Origin of the sequence: Limnohabitans parvus II-B4 (assembly GCF_003063455.1) — a bacterium.
Taxonomy (GTDB): Bacteria; Pseudomonadota; Gammaproteobacteria; order Burkholderiales; family Burkholderiaceae_C; genus Limnohabitans_A; species Limnohabitans_A parvus.
Genome location: NZ_NESN01000001.1, coordinates 632,780 through 650,124, shown reverse-complemented (window position 1 = coordinate 650,124; position 17,345 = coordinate 632,780). Strand labels below are relative to the sequence as shown.

General features: G+C 51.9%; 18 protein-coding genes, 3 tRNA genes and 1 pseudogene. 12 read left to right on the top strand and 10 right to left on the bottom strand.

All coding sequences use genetic code 11. From position 1 onward, the window contains the following. The 6 genes and pseudogenes from gltX (at position 1) to B9Z37_RS02965 (ending at position 3,431) form a co-directional block, all read left to right on the top strand. Positions 1–1,410: a glutamate--tRNA ligase gene (gene gltX / locus B9Z37_RS02985; RefSeq protein WP_108311527.1), complete on the top strand. Its 1,410-nt coding sequence runs from the start codon at positions 1–3 to the stop codon at positions 1,408–1,410. A 74-nt stretch (positions 1,411–1,484) separates the two neighbouring features. Continuing rightward, positions 1,485–1,560, top strand: a tRNA-Ala gene (locus B9Z37_RS02980). A 38-nt stretch (positions 1,561–1,598) separates the two neighbouring features. Further along, positions 1,599–1,674, top strand: a tRNA-Glu gene (locus B9Z37_RS02975). 57 nt (positions 1,675–1,731) lie between these two features. Then, positions 1,732–1,808: transfer RNA gene (locus tag B9Z37_RS02970), tRNA-Asp, on the top strand. 99 nt (positions 1,809–1,907) lie between these two features. After that, positions 1,908–2,060: pseudogene (locus B9Z37_RS14770) on the top strand (DUF6538 domain-containing protein); the annotation flags it as partial. A gap of 30 nt (positions 2,061–2,090) precedes the next feature. After that, complete coding sequence (locus B9Z37_RS02965; RefSeq protein ID WP_167394303.1) at positions 2,091–3,431, top strand: site-specific integrase; 1,341 nt, start codon at positions 2,091–2,093, stop codon at positions 3,429–3,431. Here the strand turns inward: B9Z37_RS02965 and B9Z37_RS02960 are convergent. Both B9Z37_RS02960 and B9Z37_RS14730 read right to left on the bottom strand, forming a co-directional pair. Then, a complete protein-coding gene (locus B9Z37_RS02960) occupies positions 3,426–4,535 on the bottom strand; it encodes a replication initiation protein (RefSeq protein WP_108311525.1) in 1,110 nt (369 codons plus the stop codon). The genes B9Z37_RS02965 and B9Z37_RS02960 overlap by 6 nt on opposite strands. 602 nt (positions 4,536–5,137) lie before the next feature. Further along, a complete protein-coding gene (locus tag B9Z37_RS14730; protein WP_338066579.1) occupies positions 5,138–5,545 on the bottom strand; it encodes a helix-turn-helix domain-containing protein in 408 nt (135 codons plus the stop codon). Positions 5,546–5,644: 99 nt separating this feature from the next. On the opposite strand from B9Z37_RS14730, the gene B9Z37_RS02950 reads away from it, so the two are divergent. Together B9Z37_RS02950 and B9Z37_RS02945 are read left to right on the top strand one after the other, a co-directional pair. Beyond that, positions 5,645–6,256, top strand: a complete 612-nt coding sequence (locus tag B9Z37_RS02950; RefSeq protein WP_108311523.1) for a porin family protein — start codon at positions 5,645–5,647, stop codon at positions 6,254–6,256. A gap of 27 nt (positions 6,257–6,283) precedes the next feature. Continuing rightward, entirely contained in the window at positions 6,284–6,817 is a 534-nt protein-coding gene (locus tag B9Z37_RS02945) for a DUF4755 domain-containing protein (protein ID WP_108311522.1), read from the top strand. Positions 6,818–6,838: 21 nt separating this feature from the next. On the opposite strand, the gene B9Z37_RS02940 is transcribed toward B9Z37_RS02945, so the two are convergent. Then, positions 6,839–7,168, bottom strand: coding sequence for a hypothetical protein (locus B9Z37_RS02940; RefSeq protein WP_108311521.1), 330 nt, complete (start codon positions 7,166–7,168; stop codon positions 6,839–6,841). Between the two features lie 405 nt (positions 7,169–7,573). Between B9Z37_RS02940 and B9Z37_RS02935 the strand changes: the two genes are divergently transcribed. The 3 genes from B9Z37_RS02935 to B9Z37_RS02930 all read left to right on the top strand — a co-directional run bounded on the left by B9Z37_RS02935 (position 7,574) and on the right by B9Z37_RS02930 (position 9,918). After that, on the top strand, positions 7,574–8,545 hold the full coding sequence (locus tag B9Z37_RS02935) for a MobA/MobL family protein (RefSeq protein ID WP_167394302.1): 972 nt from the start codon (positions 7,574–7,576) through the stop codon (positions 8,543–8,545). A gap of 127 nt (positions 8,546–8,672) precedes the next feature. Further along, the gene (locus B9Z37_RS14285) at positions 8,673–9,485 is read left to right on the top strand and encodes a hypothetical protein (protein WP_146179690.1); all 813 of its coding nucleotides are present in this window, start codon (positions 8,673–8,675) and stop codon (positions 9,483–9,485) included. Continuing rightward, complete coding sequence (locus B9Z37_RS02930; RefSeq protein WP_108311519.1) at positions 9,478–9,918, top strand: hypothetical protein; 441 nt, start codon at positions 9,478–9,480, stop codon at positions 9,916–9,918. Before B9Z37_RS14285 ends, B9Z37_RS02930 begins: the two co-directional genes overlap by 8 nt. A gap of 213 nt (positions 9,919–10,131) precedes the next feature. Here B9Z37_RS02930 and B9Z37_RS02925 read toward each other — a convergent pair whose 3' ends face one another. From B9Z37_RS02925 to B9Z37_RS02910, 3 genes are all read right to left on the bottom strand, one after another. Continuing rightward, positions 10,132–10,515, bottom strand: a complete 384-nt coding sequence (locus tag B9Z37_RS02925) for a hypothetical protein (RefSeq protein WP_108311518.1) — start codon at positions 10,513–10,515, stop codon at positions 10,132–10,134. Between the two features lie 10 nt (positions 10,516–10,525). Continuing rightward, entirely contained in the window at positions 10,526–10,909 is a 384-nt protein-coding gene (locus B9Z37_RS02920) for a hypothetical protein (protein ID WP_108311517.1), read from the bottom strand. A 290-nt stretch (positions 10,910–11,199) separates the two neighbouring features. Next, positions 11,200–11,451: a hypothetical protein gene (locus B9Z37_RS02910; RefSeq protein WP_146179689.1), complete on the bottom strand. Its 252-nt coding sequence runs from the start codon at positions 11,449–11,451 to the stop codon at positions 11,200–11,202. A gap of 141 nt (positions 11,452–11,592) precedes the next feature. Here B9Z37_RS02910 and B9Z37_RS02905 point away from each other — a divergent pair, with 141 nt between their 5' ends. Further along, entirely contained in the window at positions 11,593–12,027 is a 435-nt protein-coding gene (locus B9Z37_RS02905) for an Hsp20/alpha crystallin family protein (RefSeq protein ID WP_108311514.1), read from the top strand. 69 nt (positions 12,028–12,096) lie between these two features. Here the strand turns inward: B9Z37_RS02905 and B9Z37_RS02900 are convergent, their stop codons facing one another. From B9Z37_RS02900 to B9Z37_RS02885, 4 genes are all read right to left on the bottom strand, one after another. Beyond that, a complete protein-coding gene (locus tag B9Z37_RS02900; protein ID WP_108311513.1) occupies positions 12,097–12,675 on the bottom strand; it encodes an HPF/RaiA family ribosome-associated protein in 579 nt (192 codons plus the stop codon). 238 nt (positions 12,676–12,913) lie between these two features. Beyond that, entirely contained in the window at positions 12,914–14,161 is a 1,248-nt protein-coding gene (locus tag B9Z37_RS02895) for an efflux RND transporter periplasmic adaptor subunit (RefSeq protein WP_108311512.1), read from the bottom strand. After that, positions 14,158–16,527: an ABC transporter permease gene (locus B9Z37_RS02890; RefSeq protein ID WP_108311511.1), complete on the bottom strand. Its 2,370-nt coding sequence runs from the start codon at positions 16,525–16,527 to the stop codon at positions 14,158–14,160. Before B9Z37_RS02890 ends, B9Z37_RS02895 begins: the two co-directional genes overlap by 4 nt. A gap of 7 nt (positions 16,528–16,534) precedes the next feature. Continuing rightward, the gene (locus B9Z37_RS02885) at positions 16,535–17,278 is read right to left on the bottom strand and encodes an ABC transporter ATP-binding protein (RefSeq protein WP_108311510.1); all 744 of its coding nucleotides are present in this window, start codon (positions 17,276–17,278) and stop codon (positions 16,535–16,537) included. Positions 17,279–17,345: the final 67 nt, after the last annotated feature.

Genomic DNA, 17,345 nt, shown 5'->3' with positions numbered 1-17,345 from the left:
ATGACACAAAGCCTTTCAAGCTCTTCTGCACGCACGCGCACCCGTTTTGCCCCATCGCCCACGGGCTTCATTCACCTGGGCAACATCCGCTCGGCTTTGTACCCTTGGGCTTTTGCCCGTGCCACCGGTGGCGACTTCATCTTGCGCATCGAAGACACCGATCTGGATCGCTCCACGCAAGCCTCGGTGGATGTGATCATCGAAGGCATGGCCTGGTTGGGCTTGGACCACGACGAAGGTCCGTTCTACCAAATGCAACGCATGGACCGCTACAAAGCGGTGCTGGCCGATTTGATTGCAGCAGGTCATGTTTACCCCTGCTACATGAGCATGGAAGCCTTGGACGCTTTGCGCGAGCGCCAGATGGCCAACAAGGAAAAACCCCGTTACGACGGCACATGGCGTCCGACAGAGGGCAAAACCTTGCCCGCGATTCCCGAAGGTGTGAAACCCGTGCTGCGCTTCAAGAACCCGATCGGCGGCGTGGTGGCCTGGGACGACAAGGTCAAAGGCTGCATCGAGATCAGCAACGACGAGCTGGACGATCTGGTGATTGCCCGCCCGGATGGCACACCCACCTACAACTTTTGCGTGGTGGTGGACGACATCGACATGGCCATCACGCATGTGATCCGTGGCGACGACCATGTGAACAACACGCCGCGCCAGATCAACATCTTCAAGGCCTTGGGTAAAGAGCCTCCTATCTATGCCCACTTGCCCACCGTGCTGAACGAGCAGGGCGAGAAGATGAGCAAGCGCAACGGTGCCAAGGCGGTCACGGCTTACCGCGACGAAGGCTATTTGCCCGATGCCATGGTCAACTACCTGGCGCGTCTGGGCTGGAGCCACGGCGACGACGAGATTTTCAGCCGTGCACAGTTTCTGGCGTGGTTCAACTTAGACCACCTGGGCCGCAGTGCCGCGCAGTTTGACGAAGCCAAGCTCAAGTGGGTCAATGCCCAGCACCTCAAGGCCATGGGCGATGCTGAATTGGCCCAACACGTTCAGCCTTTCCTCGCCAAACTGGGTGTGGTGGCCGACGAGCGCTTGCCCAGCATTTGTGGCTTGTTCAAAGACCGTTGTGACACCCTCGTGGTGTTGGCCAACTGGATCTCTGCCTTCTATTTGGACGTCGTGCCCAACGCAGAAGAAAAAGCCCAGCATGTGACCGATGCGGTCAAGCCCGCGCTGGCCGTTTTGGCTGACAAGTTGGTCTCTTGTGCATGGGACAAGGCATCGATCGCAGCCGCCATCAAGGAAGCTTTGGTCGAAACCGGTCTCAAGATGCCGCAGTTGGCCATGCCCGTGCGCGTGCTGGTCATGGGCACGGCGCAGACCCCATCGCTCGACGCTGTGCTATTTTTGAGTCAGAGAGAAAAAATTATCGCGCGCCTCAAAAACGCATAAATTTCTGTCTATAATTCAAGTCTCGACACCAACGAGGCATAACGAAAAGCAGCAATGCTCAACGTTGTACCAAAGGGGGTATAGCTCAGCTGGGAGAGCGCTTGCATGGCATGCAAGAGGTCAGCGGTTCGATCCCGCTTACCTCCACCAAAGTGTCGAAAAGATTCGCAAGAATCAGTCCAGGTTATGACCCTATCGTCTAGAGGCCTAGGACATCACCCTTTCACGGTGAGTACCGGGGTTCGAATCCCCGTAGGGTCGCCAAGTTTTGTAGCACTTGGTCAGTTTGCATCAGCACTCTGACAAAAGTTACAGCTACCAGGAGTGGTAGTTCAGTTGGTTAGAATACCGGCCTGTCACGCCGGGGGTCGCGGGTTCGAGTCCCGTCCACTCCGCCAAAAAGCAAAAAACCGTTGTAAGTCATTGACTCACAACGGTTTTTTCATTTGGGCCTCAGATGCCGTTTTTCACGCAAGTGCTACACCTAGGTGCTACACATGCCCGCAAAAACGCCACGCCTTTACAGAAGCCGACACGGGGTTTTTTACCTTCGTGTCTGTCTGCCAGAAAGCGAACGAAGCAACCCACAATCCAAGGAAGTTTGGCGCAGTCTAAAGACCAAAGACAGCCGAACAGCGCAGGCATTGGCGTTAAGATTTGCCATTGAAAAGACCTATGCCATGCCCAAAAAGTCCATCAAAAGCCTTGTTGATGAAATCACCAACCCGCTCAGCTTCACCAGCAGGGAAGGGCACCGCATCGACTTCGACCCAGCCAAACCCGAAGAAGTGGCCTTTGCCCGTGAGTTCATTGCCGAGCACGCTACAAAATCAACCCACGACATGGCCGAGGTGGATCGCCAACGACTGGCCGACACAGAACTCGAATTCCGACGCAAAGAAGCCGAAGCCATGCGACTGCGTGAGGCTCAGTTGTTTCAGCAGGTCAACCAGAAACCCGCCTCTCCACTGTTCAGCAAGTACGTGGATGCTTACCTCACGTTGATCCAAAATTCGGACATCACCGAGCGCACCAAAAAAGGCTATGCCGCCAAGCTCAAAGTGTTTCAAGACTTCGTTGGAAAGTCGGCCACCTTGGACGAGATCACGCCTGACACCATCTTGAATTTTCAAACATGGATGGCCAAGGACGACCCCTTGACCGACCGAAAAGCGATCACGCCGCGCAGCATCGACGAATATTCCAACGTCATCAGCAACGTTTACAAAAAGGTCATCAAGAAGACGGCAGACAATCCCATTGAAGGCCGACTGGTGGGCAAGAAGCAGCGGATGAAATCCAACCGCAAGCCCTTCACGCCTGATGAACTCAAAGCCATTTTTGATCCGCAGCGACTGGCAACGGTCAAGAATCCCGCCGATTTCTTTGTGCCCATCTTGGGCTTGCTGACTGGTTCACGCCCCGCCTCCATTTGCCAATTGAGGGTGGGCGATATTCGGCGAGACGATGGCCTGATGGTCATCCATTACCACGACTACATTGAAGGCAACAGCGCCAAGACAAGAGCCACCAATCGCATTGCACCGCTTCACCCCTTGCTTGAAAAAGTGGGTTTCCTTCGCTACTTGGAGGATGTGAGAAGCCTACCCGACACCAATGCCGCAACGCTGATTTTTCCGTGGCTCAACAAATACGAGCAAGGCTATGCCGATGTGCCATCTCAAAACTTCATGGCGATGCTCAAAAAGTTGGGCATCTATCAACCCAATGTGAAGGTGTTCTATTCGCTGCGCCACACTACCAACCAACGATTGAAAGATCGTGGGGTTCCCGAAGATTTCCGCAGCCAGTACCTGGGCCACGAGAATGACAGCGTGAACAATCGCACCTATGGTGGCGAAACCCCACCCAAATTTCTGCTTGAAAGCGTCATCCCACACCTTCAATTCGATGAAATCAAATGGGATGCGATTCAGTACAAGAGCGACATTCCAGCGATGGCGCGTGAACTTCAAATCGCACGGCGAAGGGATGCGGCTAAGAGTCAATGTAAATCATGAACATTTATTTGAGCCTACAGAGGGGGATATTTTGGGTAAAGCGCCTGAATACAATCCAAACAACCTTTTGACGGTTTCTGGATTTTTATAATCTACTCTCTCAAATGGAATGTCATCATCTTCCGATGGATCGTAGTTATTAATACCATAGGATGCAGTAGGAGGATTTAGTTCGGCTTGGGCCATTTTGGCTGCAATGTTTTCTTTTATTCGACGATCCGCCAGATCATTTGCATTTTCATATTCTTCTACTTCTGCAAAAGGAGAATCATGATTCACCGATAATTTTGGCGTTTTCTGGATGCCAAATGCATTTGCATCATCTTTGAATCTGAATATTAAACTTGTAATTCTGCGTCCAGTTTTCTTTTCGTCATATATAGTATCCACTTTTGCATTCTCGCGAATGTCTTTGATGGCTGGGTCAAGAATTGAACGCTTGAATTCAAAATACTCAATATCCCCCTTCACCTCCAAGACCTCATACAATTTTGCCTTCGTGATAGTGAAAAGGCCTGTGTCTCTCTGTGTTGTCAATAAATCAAACAAGCGCCACCCTCGAAGTGTTCGAATACCTCCAGATTGTTTGATTTTTTGGATGGTATAGCCTCCAAAACTGGAAGCAATACGGGTAATGTATGAGGTCAAATAGTCATTGAAAATTATTTGAACTGTCCCTCTTTTTTCCAAATACTCAGCATAGACAACCCATGGAACCTTCACTTCTTTGACTTGATCTGTATTTTGATCAATGTATGAAAAATGAACATCTTTTTTCATCAATTGATCCACTCCGAGCCTCATGAAGTCATAAACATTATTTTCATGCATGTTAAATGTTTCGGCAAAATCTTTGGCTGTCAACGTTACAGACCATCTAGACTTGTCGTCATGCGCTACAAATTCGGCTTCACCCGCTCGATGCTTTTCAATCTTGGAGAGTCCAAGATATACAATTCGCTTTGAATTGATTTGTAAATTTTGAACCCCCAACTGAATAGCATTGGCGACAATGACGTTATCGCCTTTCCATAAAGTTGAATTCAATGCATAGCTTTTCTTGGCAATTAATTCACTTTTTAACGTTGATTCTTTTTTCTTCATATTTTTCCTTCTAATTATTTTAGAATACAGAAAGGAAAATTTATGTCAAATTTTAAACCGTACTTTTTTTGAAAAAATCTAAAGGAAACGGTATTTTTTTTAAAAACATCGCAGAACCCGCATGGTTACTGTATTTGAACTTTAAACCGTAAGAAAAATAATTTTTAAAAATTTATACGGTGCTAACCCTACCAAAGTACGGTGATAGCACTACCATCCAACGGTTTAAACCCTACCAAAGTACGGCGATAACCCTACCAAAATACGGTGATAGCCCTACCATTTTACGGTTTTGGATTTTTATGATCCTCGCTAACCCGCATGGTTACTGGGTTACAGTGTTATCAAAAACACATACAAGATATATCAAGATATCCTTCAAGGATATATCAAAGATATATCAAGGAAAAATCGCTTCGCAATTTTTTAGACCCCCTTCCGACCGCTTCGCTTCGCCCCCAAGGGGGCTGTCGGCTCACTTCGTTCGCGTTATGTCGCTTTCGCTCTCTGACTCCGTTCGCATCCGCTCACTGCGCGGGCTTACGCCCTTGCCAAACGTATTTTTCTTCTTTTGAGGGGGGTAGGGAAAGGGGAAACACAGCTCAAAGGGTAGGACGTTTTTTTGTGCTGGAAGTGGCATTCAGCCCAACAGATTTTTTGAGGCTACTGGCCTCTTTGATCGCTTTTTCACCATTGATCAGTTCGAACTTGCGATCAGGGTCAAGATCGCGGAAGAACTCGGACGGGTTGACTTTCAAGGCCTGAACAATTTTCAGGATGTTGACCATGGCCAAATTGTGCTCACCACGCTCAATGCCACCCATGTAGCTGCGATCAATTCCGCAGGCATCGCCAAAGCCTTCTTGAGAGTAGCCCAAGACCTTGCGACGCTGACGAATGGCTAGGCCCAAGGCCACCAAGTCAGGGTTCTTTTCTTTGTTTCGTTGTACTCGTGGCATTGCTACATCCTCTTGTAAAGCTGTGAAGAACACCACGGGATTCGACTTCACGGAATAATTTCGCACGGGATATAGTTTCCTTTTCGTGTAGGATCGATTTCTGTGCAATACCGCACATTGAAATTTCTCCATCACAGACAAGGAACAATCATGAAAACGGCACTCATCGCTGTCATTGCCACTCTGGCAAGCCTGACCCAAACCTCCCACGCCGCTGAAGAGGTCTCAGGCTTCTATATCAAAGGCTCATTGGGTCAGGCACGCACCACCCTGGACACCGCCAACACGGTTCACGCCACTTACATCACAGCAGACAAGCCAACCAAAACGGGCACAGAATTGGCGCTTGGCTACCGCTTCGGTCAGTATTTCGGAATGGAAGTCGCCCAAGCCCGTTTTGGTACGCCTTCCTATGACCTGACACGAGGCAGCTCAGGTGAACAAAGCGTTTTGACCGTCAAGAACACGGCCAATGTGATCGCACTGCGTGGCTTTTACCCAGTCAATGACACCCTGACACTGACAGGCCGCGCAGGCGTGGCCATGGTCAGCACCAAAGTGGCACGCGTGGGCGCTCCTGCCTATGAGGGCTCGGAAAACCAAGTTCACGCCACCTACGGGCTGGGAGGGCTCTACAAACTCACCTCCAACCTGTCCGCCACTGCTGATGTGAATTTCTATCCCAACATCACCAAGACCAGCGACAACGCCACCGACACCAGCGCACGCATGATCACGGTCGGTTTGCAATACCGCTTCTAAGCTCAACGATCAAAAAGGAGGCCCACCATGGAATTGCTCGGATTCCTTGTCGCTGTGATTCTGATTTTTTGGCTCATGGGCAAAAAAAAAGAATCAGATGCCAACGATGTCAAATTACAGGCGTTCTTGGATGCTGTGAAAACGTCCAAATATAGCCACCACTTCAAGCACACGGGGATTGGCGTTTGCCCGATTTTGCGCCAGCTTCACCTCTACGATGAAGGCGTTTCCAAGGTTTACGATTTCGCGGATGTGCGAGAGTGGAGCTACAACTTTTCCAATGGTGGTGTGGTTGTTGGAACAGGTGTCGCCGCTGCTGCGGCTCTCGCGGCCAACAATCGCCAAAACGTCAATGACTCAGGCCTTTTCATCAAGGTGAGAGACGTTGAACACCCAAAATGGCAGATCCGTTTCCAGCACAACAAGCACACGGAAAAGGAGCTATCCAAATGGATGGAGATCCTGAATCAAAGCATCAATGACGATGGCGATGCGCAAGACAAAAAAACCCGCGCCATGCTTGAAGAAAGTTATCGAAGAATGGAGGAAAGAACAAACTGAAAAGGCCCGAAAGGGCCTTTTTCAATTTTGACTTTCAAAATCAAAGGTTTCAGGTTCTCGCTTTTGCGGTTTCAATATTATAAGACCCTCGCGTAGTTCTTGCAGTTTTTGCCATGCGGGGTGATCTGATTTCATGGCATCCTGTGCATTTTTATACATTAAATCAGCGATGTCTTTTCCAATCATAGATTCCTTGATTAATTCCATTGCCGACACACCGATGCAAATTTTCATATGTGCATCAGCCTTTCTTTCATTCAAGATCATCGAACGTTTAACCAGCGCCAATTTCTTACTGATTTGCTCGCGTCTCTTTTCAAGTTCTGCTAATTTCTTTATCTTGTCTTCCATTTTATTATCTCCTTTCTTTTTATATATTCGATCCTTTCATCATTTGCAAGCCGTGGCGTATGACTTATTTTTATGTCTATTGATTTTTTGCATGGCTGACCGCTGCTCGCGGTTAGCACTCACAAAACCACAAGGGTTTTGATTCGTGCGGCGGTGCATAGTTATCCAACTATGCGCAATACACGTTTCTCGCTGCGCGAGCAAACGTTCCTTGCGCAAGGGGTGCCCCCTTGACCCCATTGGTTTTGGTTTCACCAAAACGGCTTTGCCTTTTTGCCCTTTGGGTTTGAAGTCTTGCTTTTGTCATTTCAATTTCGTATATTGAATATATAGGTTATTGATATGGCGACTTTTTATCTTAGAACAAGAACAGGCCTGGCATGCGAAGGGCGAGCACTGAAACACATGAGCTATGTTTCAGGTATTGGCGCTTATTCGGATAAATCCGAAGTGAAACATATTGTCGATAAACATATTCCAAGTTTCGCCGCCGATGCTTTGGACTTCTTCGACCTGTCTGACAAGTTGGAGCGACAGAACGGGCGTTCTTATCGCTCATTGGTGATTGCGATTCCAAGGGAAGCCCCCAATGCTTTGGCATGGGCTCAATCGCTGGTTGATGACTTGCTGAAAGACCGCCATGCTTATCGCTTGGTGATCCATGACAAGGGGGACGGCAATCCTCATGCCCATGTGGTTTTTTCTGAGCGCGGTTTGAAAGAGGGCAAGACCCCCAAAGATTTTTTCAGTCGTCAGAATGCCAAGGATAGATCCATCAGCACCAAGCCATGGTTAAAGCAGGCCAAGGCTGTCTATTTGATGCATGTCCGTACCGTGGCACCTGACTATGTGCCCCCCAACAGTGGCGAGATCAAAATTGGGCCAAAGCTCAAAGGAGCCAAGCCTAGCTATACCGACCAGCGCGAGGCGATGAGCGAGCGAGTTGACACCGTACGAAAGGGCGAGCGGATCGCGGTAAAACTCGATGAAAAAATTGATGCACTCAAGGCCGAGATCGAGCAAGAACGCAGAGGCCATAAGGTGGCAACACCATCACCATCATCGAGGTCAACCGCACAACCGCAACAACGTGGGAAAACTCTCCCTTGCGTGCGTAGCGTTTCCGTGAGTTCCAACGTCCCACAGACACAGGAGCAGCTTCAGCGACAAACCTTGCGCCATTTAGAAATGGCGGTACAGTATGGAGAAGAGGCGTCACGTATTGCGATGGAGGCAGACCAGATGCTGCATGATGCGAACATGCGGCTGAAGGCCGCTATGAAAGCACCGTTTACGCCCAGCAGTCAGGTGCTGCGGCGGAACGTAAAGACTAGCTCCACCAACACACCTAGAGTGCCGAAGCGACATATGGTGTGATCGAACTAGGTTCTTAGCACCGTGCTACACTTCATGTTTGAGTTCAATCAGTGTAAAAATGTATCAATGCGAGTTGTCGCGGCAACCATCAATCAGCAGTAATTGATTTTTGTTAAGGTAAAACTTCGTGCCTATTTTAACTGCCAACAACTCTAACCGACCAAGTTTCGAGACTTACGAGGTGCATTTCTGCGCTCTGCTAGCTAACGAAAATAAGCCCCAATCAGTTCTTAAAAATCACTATGAAGGCTGCACACGGAGAGCCGCTGAGCAATTACAGAGTCATCCTTTTTGGGTGGAACTGAAAGCGAATATACAAAATTGGGATGCTCTATATATACAAGAGACACCAAATGTAGAAGCTCTTTTTAGCGGGAGCTTTGAGCAACAGGCTAAATTAAATTGTAAGACATGGAGTTCAGCGTACAATAAGGCGTACAGAAAGAACGTCCTTAAAAACCCTAATTGGCCTAATTCACCTGATGGTGATTGGGTTTCTGCTGGTACGTGGTTTAATACCATAGGTGATATCCTTAGAACAACATTGTCCACTAGGTATATTGATGGCGTGCAGTTTTTGGCAAAGAGGCTAGTTTCCCTTGCTGAGAAGCATGGTCTAGAGTGTCGAAATCAACTCCAAGCAACTCCAGAAGGATATTATGCTGGGCATGTTGATATTGGATTTGATTTTTTGATTGAGGATTTGTCGAGGACTGATATCCAATCTAAGGTTTATGTCGAATTCCAAATTACTACGCAATTAAAGCAGGTTGTAAAAGAATTGTTGCACTCTTTTTATGAAAGTGATAGATTGAAGAGTGAAAAAGATGTTTGGCAATGGGATTATAGGGCGCCATTGTTCGATGCAAATTATCTGGGTCATGTTGTTCATTACCTAGAGGCGCAAATTCTGAAAGTAAGAGAGAGAAACCATGAATGATGATCAGATCCTAGCTTATTTTGAAGCTCTGCAAATGCCAGAGGTGACGAAAAGCAAGGCATTGTCCACTATTGCTTTTTATCGCGACAATCAACTTATTGTTGATTTAAAAGATTGTTTTCTAAATCAGCAAAAAGACGCTGATAAAAACATTCGATACGATAAATTATGGCTATTTAGTGATAATCATTGGGCTGAGGCTGATATCAGTAATGGAAAAATTGCTGGTGATTTGTGTTCCGTCAGTCAAAAAATGGCGCGCTACGATTTTTCTGCATCAGACTCAAATTTTGCCGACTCAAATAATGAGTCTTATTTAAAGCTAGACTGCCTGCTCGATGATCGCCTAGTAGCTCGATTTCAATCATTTGGAATCAATAGGAAGTTTTTATGGGATATTTTCAAAAAACATATCAAACCACGTGTAATTTGAAAGTGTGATTCTCACCTCGGCTCAGTTTGGGATTAGTTAATTGAATTTGGTGCGATTTTTGAAAAGTGGTGCTACACTTTGGCATAACACTTTTCGAACCCTCAGCATGAGCGAGAAGACGGTTTTTGAGAGTGGGCAAGGCTTTGCAGAGTGCTGGCAAGCTTTCCCGTCCTTACCTTTCGAAATTTCACGAGCACCAAAGCCGAGGTGACTTCAAGCCTTCATTGCGTGCTTGATGTCTTCCTCATTCATGTGTGAAACTGCCCAATGCAACATGACCGCTGCCACTTGGGCGGGGGATGGTTTGAAAACCAACTGAGGGGCCAAGCGTTGGGAAATTTCCTCAATGGCTGCCCAGTCCGATTCGAGCTTTGGCAGTTTCACTCGGTCGCTGGAATGCGACAAGCTCGGCCTACCGCCCGTGGACTGCAACATTTCACTCATTAAGTCACGGAGCTGTAGCAAATCCATCCGCGTTGTTGATGCAACGGGGCGTGCTCCGAACGTGTTTTGAATAAAGTCCGCAGGTACTTTTACCCCCAGATTTGAGGTATCTCGAATCCGCACAATTTTTGATGTATCCACAATGCGAGCCATGATATGCCTCCTAAATGTCCAACAGATAAAAGGTACTGTCGAATTCAAAGCCAATTTGTCCTTGGTTGGTTTCATTGCCCATGCGGTACATGAAGGTTTTCAACTCATCAGCAGCTTTAATAAATGCATCAGCAGTCATGTAGGAGTAGACAATTTGAGGTTCTTCAACAATCAACTGGTCAGTCTCTTTGTTCAGCCATGCGCCAAGGATGTTCGGAAAAACGGTAGCACCGCCGAACAGTTTTGAGAACAGCCTTATGGTCTGATCGACCCAAACGCTCTGGTCAACATGGAGCCCGTTCTTATCCTTGTTCGGCACGTACAAGGATAGTTTTTGCCCAGAGCCAGTGGCTTCAAACTGGGCGGCAATGTCAAAGGAAATTTCTTTGTTCATGTTGGCATTGTTGCGCTTCTGGGGTCAAAAGTCAAGCGTCTGCGTCTTTTTTGCGTGGGTGCTACACTTGAGGCTCACAGTTTTGGAACCTTCCGCACAGACGGAAAAACGGTTTTTTGAGAGTGGGCAAGGCTTGGCGGAGTGCTGGCAAGCTTTCCCGTCCACTCCGCCAAAAAATGAAAAACCGTTGTAAGTCTATGATTTGCAGCGGTTTTTTCATTCTGAAATCAAAAGCAGTTTTCGCACAGTGCTACACACAGGTGCTACACATGGCCGCGAAAACCCCCCGCTTATATCAAAGCCGCCACGCCGGTTCGTTGCATCACATAGACCTTGGCCTGGCTTTTGCCAATGTTCAGGAAACTGCCTGGGCCTTGTTGACCGACCACGCGGCGGATCAGGAAAAACCACAATCCAAAAAATACCAGAGAAGGCAATATCCACGACATCACATCGCGCAGCCAGGTGTTGTCGATCACCCGTGTGTAGGGGACTGGGTAAAAGCCAGGTGCTGGAATGACCATGTTTCGTGAGATGGTCAACAGACATCGTGTGCAGAAAAATTGACATTGAGAACTGAGGCTGTTTTGCGAAACAGCACTCGGGGCGATGCGTAATTCCACCGCGCTCCTCATTGTCATACGGCACCCGCGCCGCACATTTTCACGTCTGGAGAAAACACCATGAGCAACCTCACACGATTCAACCCTTTCAGCGAACTGCGTGACCCTTTCAATGAAGACTTTTTCAAAGGGTTTGCAATGCGCCCCACGTACCGACTCATGGAGGGCGAGCCACAAATGCGACTGGACTTGACGGAAGACGATAAAAACTTTTTTGTCAAAGCCGAGATTCCAGGTGTCAAAAAAGAAGACATCAAAGTGTCCGTGGAGGGCAATCAGGTCTCCTTGAGCGCCGAAGTGAAAAAAGAAAAACAGGAAAAAGAAGGTGCCAAGGTCATTCGCAGTGAGCGCTATTACGGCAGCGTCTCTCGCAGCTTCACATTAGACGAGAGCGTGGACCAATCTGCGGCTTCTGCCAAATACGAAAATGGCGTGTTGCAACTGACTTTGCCCAAAAAGCCCAACGGCCAAAGCCATCTGCTCAAGATCGCCTGATGCCTCCGCTTGGGCTACGGCCCAAGTGAGGCATCGCCTCTCCTCTCCTGTGGGGCTTGCCCTCACCCCTCACACCAGAATGTGGTGTTTTCCAACCGGGTACACGCTGCTCGCTTGCGGACCTTCATCGCCCATGTCTTCGACGTAATACACTGGGGTGCCGACCTGCAACTTGTCGAAGTCTTCGCCAATCAGGCTGTTGCGGTGAAAGTAAAGCCAGCGGCCATCCACCGATTCAATCCGCCCGAAGGTTTTGTCGGGCGCGATTTCGGTGATGTGGCCGTGTCGCTTTTCTTCATGGCGTTTCACATGGCCTTGTTGGTTTCTCGCCAGGTCTTCCAGTTGACGGCGCATGGCATCGAAAGCATCTCGTAGCGCCACATACACGTCGGTGTAGGCATGGTTCTGGTCGGGCTCTCGACCTGCAATCAGTTCATGTCCGGGGACTTTCAAATCAATTCGGACATGGAAGTGGTTGCCTTGGGTGTGGTGGCGGTGGCGCTGCTCGATCACGACGCGGCAGCTGTTGATGGTCGGGTAGAAGTGCCCGAGCTTGTTGACTTTTTCGCGCACCTTGGCTTCGACCGCTTCGGAGGTCTCCAGGTTACGAAAGTTAATTTGAAGTGGGATGGGCTGAGCGGCGTTCATGCGTGCGTGTCCTTGATGACGAACCAGAAAGGTGTGTGGGTACGTCCAAAGCAGACTCTGGCGCAGATGACCACGCTGTCATCTTGCTGTGCGCGTGGCGGTGTGTCTGTTTCCTGACTCACCCAGGCCTTGCCATGACGTGTGCTGTGACACCGACATGCCGCAAGGCAACGGACATCAAGCAAGAGCGCATGCGCCGTGATTAAGTCTGGCGTGTCAACTTGCCCCTTGCGCGGCATCAAGGGCTTGTTTTTGACCCAAGACGGCTTGTGACCTTCACACGCTGGCCATCCGTGATGGTGCCCGGGTAGAGCAGCACCGAATCACCAGATCGCACGCCGGCCCCTTGATCAGGTATTACCCAAGCCATGTCGGCGTTGCGTTCTTTCACCGTCACACTTTTGGCGTGTGCACGGCCGTTTTGGATCACCAGGACTTGCCAGCCTGTGCCTTCGCGCAGCAGTGCAGCGCTGGGCACCAGCAGGGCGTTCTCTTGTGCGAACAGCGTGATGTGCGCGGCCACACGAAACCCATCGCCCAGGCGCTGGGTGCTGTCCGGCAAGGGGGCCAAGTCGATGAGCACATTGACCCGTTGTTCCTCGATTCCCAGTGCAGAGACTTTGGTGAAGGCCACTGGTTCAATGCGGGTGACATGGCCAGACATGGGCGGCGCGCCAACGCCTGCCGAAATGAGCACTGTGGTCCCCGTTGTCATCTGCCGTGCGTCGGAAGACAGGACACCCACGACCGCCTCCATGTCACGGATGTCACCGATCTCCAGCAAAGCTTGCCCTGCCACGACCGGGGCATTGCTGCTCAGGTGCAGTTTGACCACTTGGCCATCGACCGGGCTTTTGAGGGACAAGGTGTTTTGGGGCGTCAAGCTCGAAGGTCGCGACTTGGCCAAAGCCGCTTGAGATTCGGCCAGCGAGAATTCTGCAACCTGCAATTGGGCTTGACCCGCAGCCAAGGCCTGCGCTGCTGCACGGCTGGCCAACAAAGCCTGGTCCAGCGCTGCAGCGGCAATGAAGTTGTCTTTGGCGAGTTGTTGGGCCCGTTGCGCTTCCAGTTCGGTTTGCGTCAAAGTGGTTTGCAGGCGTTGAAGTTGCGCTGCGGCGGCCATGCGTGCCGCATCGTCTCGGCCCACACGTTGTCGCAAAATCAAGCGGTTACGGTCGTCAATCATGTTGGGTGCCAGCGGCACCAGGGTGGCCACCACATCGCCAGCCCGCACATAGTCCCCGACTTTGAGCGCGGGCCTGATCAGCTCGGCAGGCATGGGGGCTGAAATGACATAACGATTTTTCACGCGCAACTGACCGTCTTCGTCAATGGCCTGTTCAAAGCGCCCGGTGCTGACCGTGCCGACCTCCACCACCAAGGGGCGAGGCATCAGTGCCCAGATCGCCAAGGCGATGACGCCCAATCCGGCCAGGCTCCAAGGCCCCCAGCGCTTCAAAAAACCAGGTGAGGTATTCGGGTTCATTCGCGTACTTTCAAAACGGCGACCAGATCCAGCTGGTCAATTTTTCGACGCACCAGCAAGGCACTGACCATGCCAGCCGCCAAGACAATGAGCGCAGCCCAGGCATAAGTGGACGGCGCGATGATGACGGGGAAATCGATGTTGTCGGAAGACATCAAGCGCATCAGGACGGTCGCCAGTCCCCACCCTGCAGCTGCGCCGAGGGGCAGGGCCAGCAAGAGTTCGGTGGCCAGTTGGCCCAGCAACAAGACCGAGACTTCGGCGCGTGTCATGCCCAGAACCCGCAGACTGGCCAGTTCCCAGGCGCGCTCTGACAGGCTGATGCGGGCAGCGTTGTAGACAATGCCCACCGCCATGGCGACGGCAAACAGCGTGAGAATGCTGCTGAAAACGCCCATGCTTTTGGAGGTGGTTTCCTGGAAGCTGGCGAGTGAGGCGGCTTTGTCGAACACGGCGGTGATGAGCGGGGCTTGTTTGACGGCTTGCCAAAACGCACCCATGGCCAAAGGGTCGACGTGCAGGGTGGCTTCACTCGCGACAGAGCCATCGCGCGACAAGGTGTTCAGAGTGGCAAAGTCCATGAAGGCTTGCTTGTCCATCAGGGTGTGCACGATCTCCACCACCTCGACTGTGGCACGGGCCTGGTGCCACATGCGGAACTCCACTTCGACCTGGTCGCCCACCTGCAATCCCAGTCTTTTGGCCCATAGCCATGAGACGGCCAAGCCTTGAGGCGGGATCCGGATGGGCCCGCGCTGCTCGTCTACAGGCCGCAGCAGCCGTGTGGTGCCCACCAGCCCCAGCAGATTCCCGTCTTCTGCCATGCCTCGCCAGTGCAGGCGCACGGCTTCGCTGCGGTAGGGTTCGGCGTGGATCACACCTGGCAGGCGTTTCAGCTCTTGCACCACCGAGGGGTCTACAGGGCGTTGAAAGTTGACCACCACATTGCCGCGTTGGGTTTGACGAAACTGGATGTCCACGATGTGTGCAATGGCGTCCAGCCAGAAAGCCCCCGAAATTTGCAAGGCGACCGCCAAAGCAATGCCGGTGATGGTGAACACCGAACGCCATGGGCGTCGCTCGAAATTGCGCACCACCATGAGCGTGCCTGCACTGACGTGTTGACCCCAGCCCAGTCTTTCGATCAGGGTTTGTTGGTAAGTCGGGGGCGATGGGGCTTGCATGGCCATGGCGGGTTTCAGGCGCACCACGGTGCGGATAGCCCCCCAAGTGCCCAGGATGGCGGCTGTCAGGGCGACGCCTGCGGCTGCGATGACCAGCCAGGGTGTGGTGCCATAGGCCAACTGGTTGAAACGAAAAATGGCGTCGTACATGTCCAGAACGAGCAGGCCGATCCAGCGGCTGAGCAGCAAGCCCGCGACCAGCCCGAGGCCAGTGATGACCATGGCCAAGCCCAGGTAATGCCGGACGATCGCGCGGTCGTCATACCCCAGCGCCTTGAGTGCCGCGATCTGGCTGCGTTGCGTCGCCACCTGTCGGCTCACCACCACATTCAGGATGAACATGGAGACAGCCAAAAAAATCGAGGGCAGTACCGTGCCCATGACCTTCAGTTGCGAGAGTTCGTCGCTGACGATGCGTGCAGAGATTTGTTTGTCGCGCCCTACCGCACCCCGTGTGCCATAGGCGTTCAGTATGTGGTCTGTCTGCTCAATCACCGCTTGCAGCCACGCAAGATCGTGCAGGCGCAATGAGGCCTGGTTGAACGCGCCTTGCATGTCAAACACCTGGGTCATGCGCTCCTGATCCACCCACCAGATGCCAAATGTCCGGTCATCGGGGGCACCGCCGCGCGAGGCAAATACGTATTCGGGTGACACGGCTGTCCCCACCAAATGAATGTTGTGCAGACGACCGTTCAGGATGGCCTGCACACGGTCGCCGGGTTTGAGGTGTCTGGCGACAGCGAAGCGGTCGCTCACCACAGCCTCCAATGCATGCCCGCTCTCTGGCCAGCGACCGCTGCGCAGGCTCAAAGCGTTCAGGCCTTGCCGTTGTTCGTGCACCCGTGCCAGGTCGAGGCCGATGAAGCGACCCGTGACGGGCGCTTGTGCATCGGGTAGGGCGATTTGTGCGTCCATCACCACACTGAGCTGGACTTCGGCCACGCCTTCGATGGCAGCCAGACGATCGCGCAAGACCACCGGCGCCCGTTTGAGGTGAATGAACACATCGGCCAAGCGGTTGTTTTGGTAAAAACTGTCGCGCGAGCCTTTGAGTGATTCGTGCACCGAGAACATGCCCACAAAACCGGCCACACCAATGGACACCACGACAGCGATGGTGAGCACCTGCGCCCACAAGCGTTGCAGGTCGCGCCACAGTTTGGTGTGCAGTGCTGTCATGGTCAGATCACCATTGCAGCGTGGCGGCGGCCACTTTGTGGGGGTTCACCTGGATGTCCACAATGCGGCCATCGGCCATGCGCATCACGCGGTCAGCCATGTCGGCAATGGGGGCGTTGTGGGTGATGACCACCGTGGTCGTGCCCAGTTCGCGGTTGACTCTTTCGATGGCCTGCAACACCACGATGCCGGTGGCACAGTCGAGCGCACCTGTGGGTTCGTCACACAGCAGCACCTGGGGTCGTTTGGCGATGGCCCGGGCAATGGCCACGCGTTGCTGTTCACCACCGGAGAGTTGCGACACAAAGTGGTTCATGCGGTCCGTCAGGCCCACCAAAGCCAAAGCGTCTTCAGGTCGCATGGGGTCTTGGGCAATGTCGGTGACCAGTGCCACGTTCTCCAGTGCCGTGAGGCTGGGGATCAGGTTGTAGAACTGGAACACAAAGCCCACATGTTCGCGCCGGTAGCGGGTGAGTTCGGCATCGCTGGCACCGGTCAGGTCGTGTGCCTCGCCCTGATGGACCCATTGGGCCGTTCCTGCCGTGGCGTTGTCCAAGCCCCCCAGAATGTTGAGCAAGGTCGATTTCCCGCTGCCCGAAGCTCCGAGCAAGACCACAAACTCGCCGGGCGTGATGCGCAGGTCTATGCCGCGCAAAGCCTGAACCGCAGCAGCCCCTTCGCCATAGACCTTGGTGAGGTTCTGGGCAATGAAAACGCACTCGTGCGATTGCGGACTTGGGGGCTGGGTCATCTGGCTGACAGGGCTGGGCTTGTGTTTGGGCCGCGCATCACATCACGAGGGTGCATTGGCGAAAGTC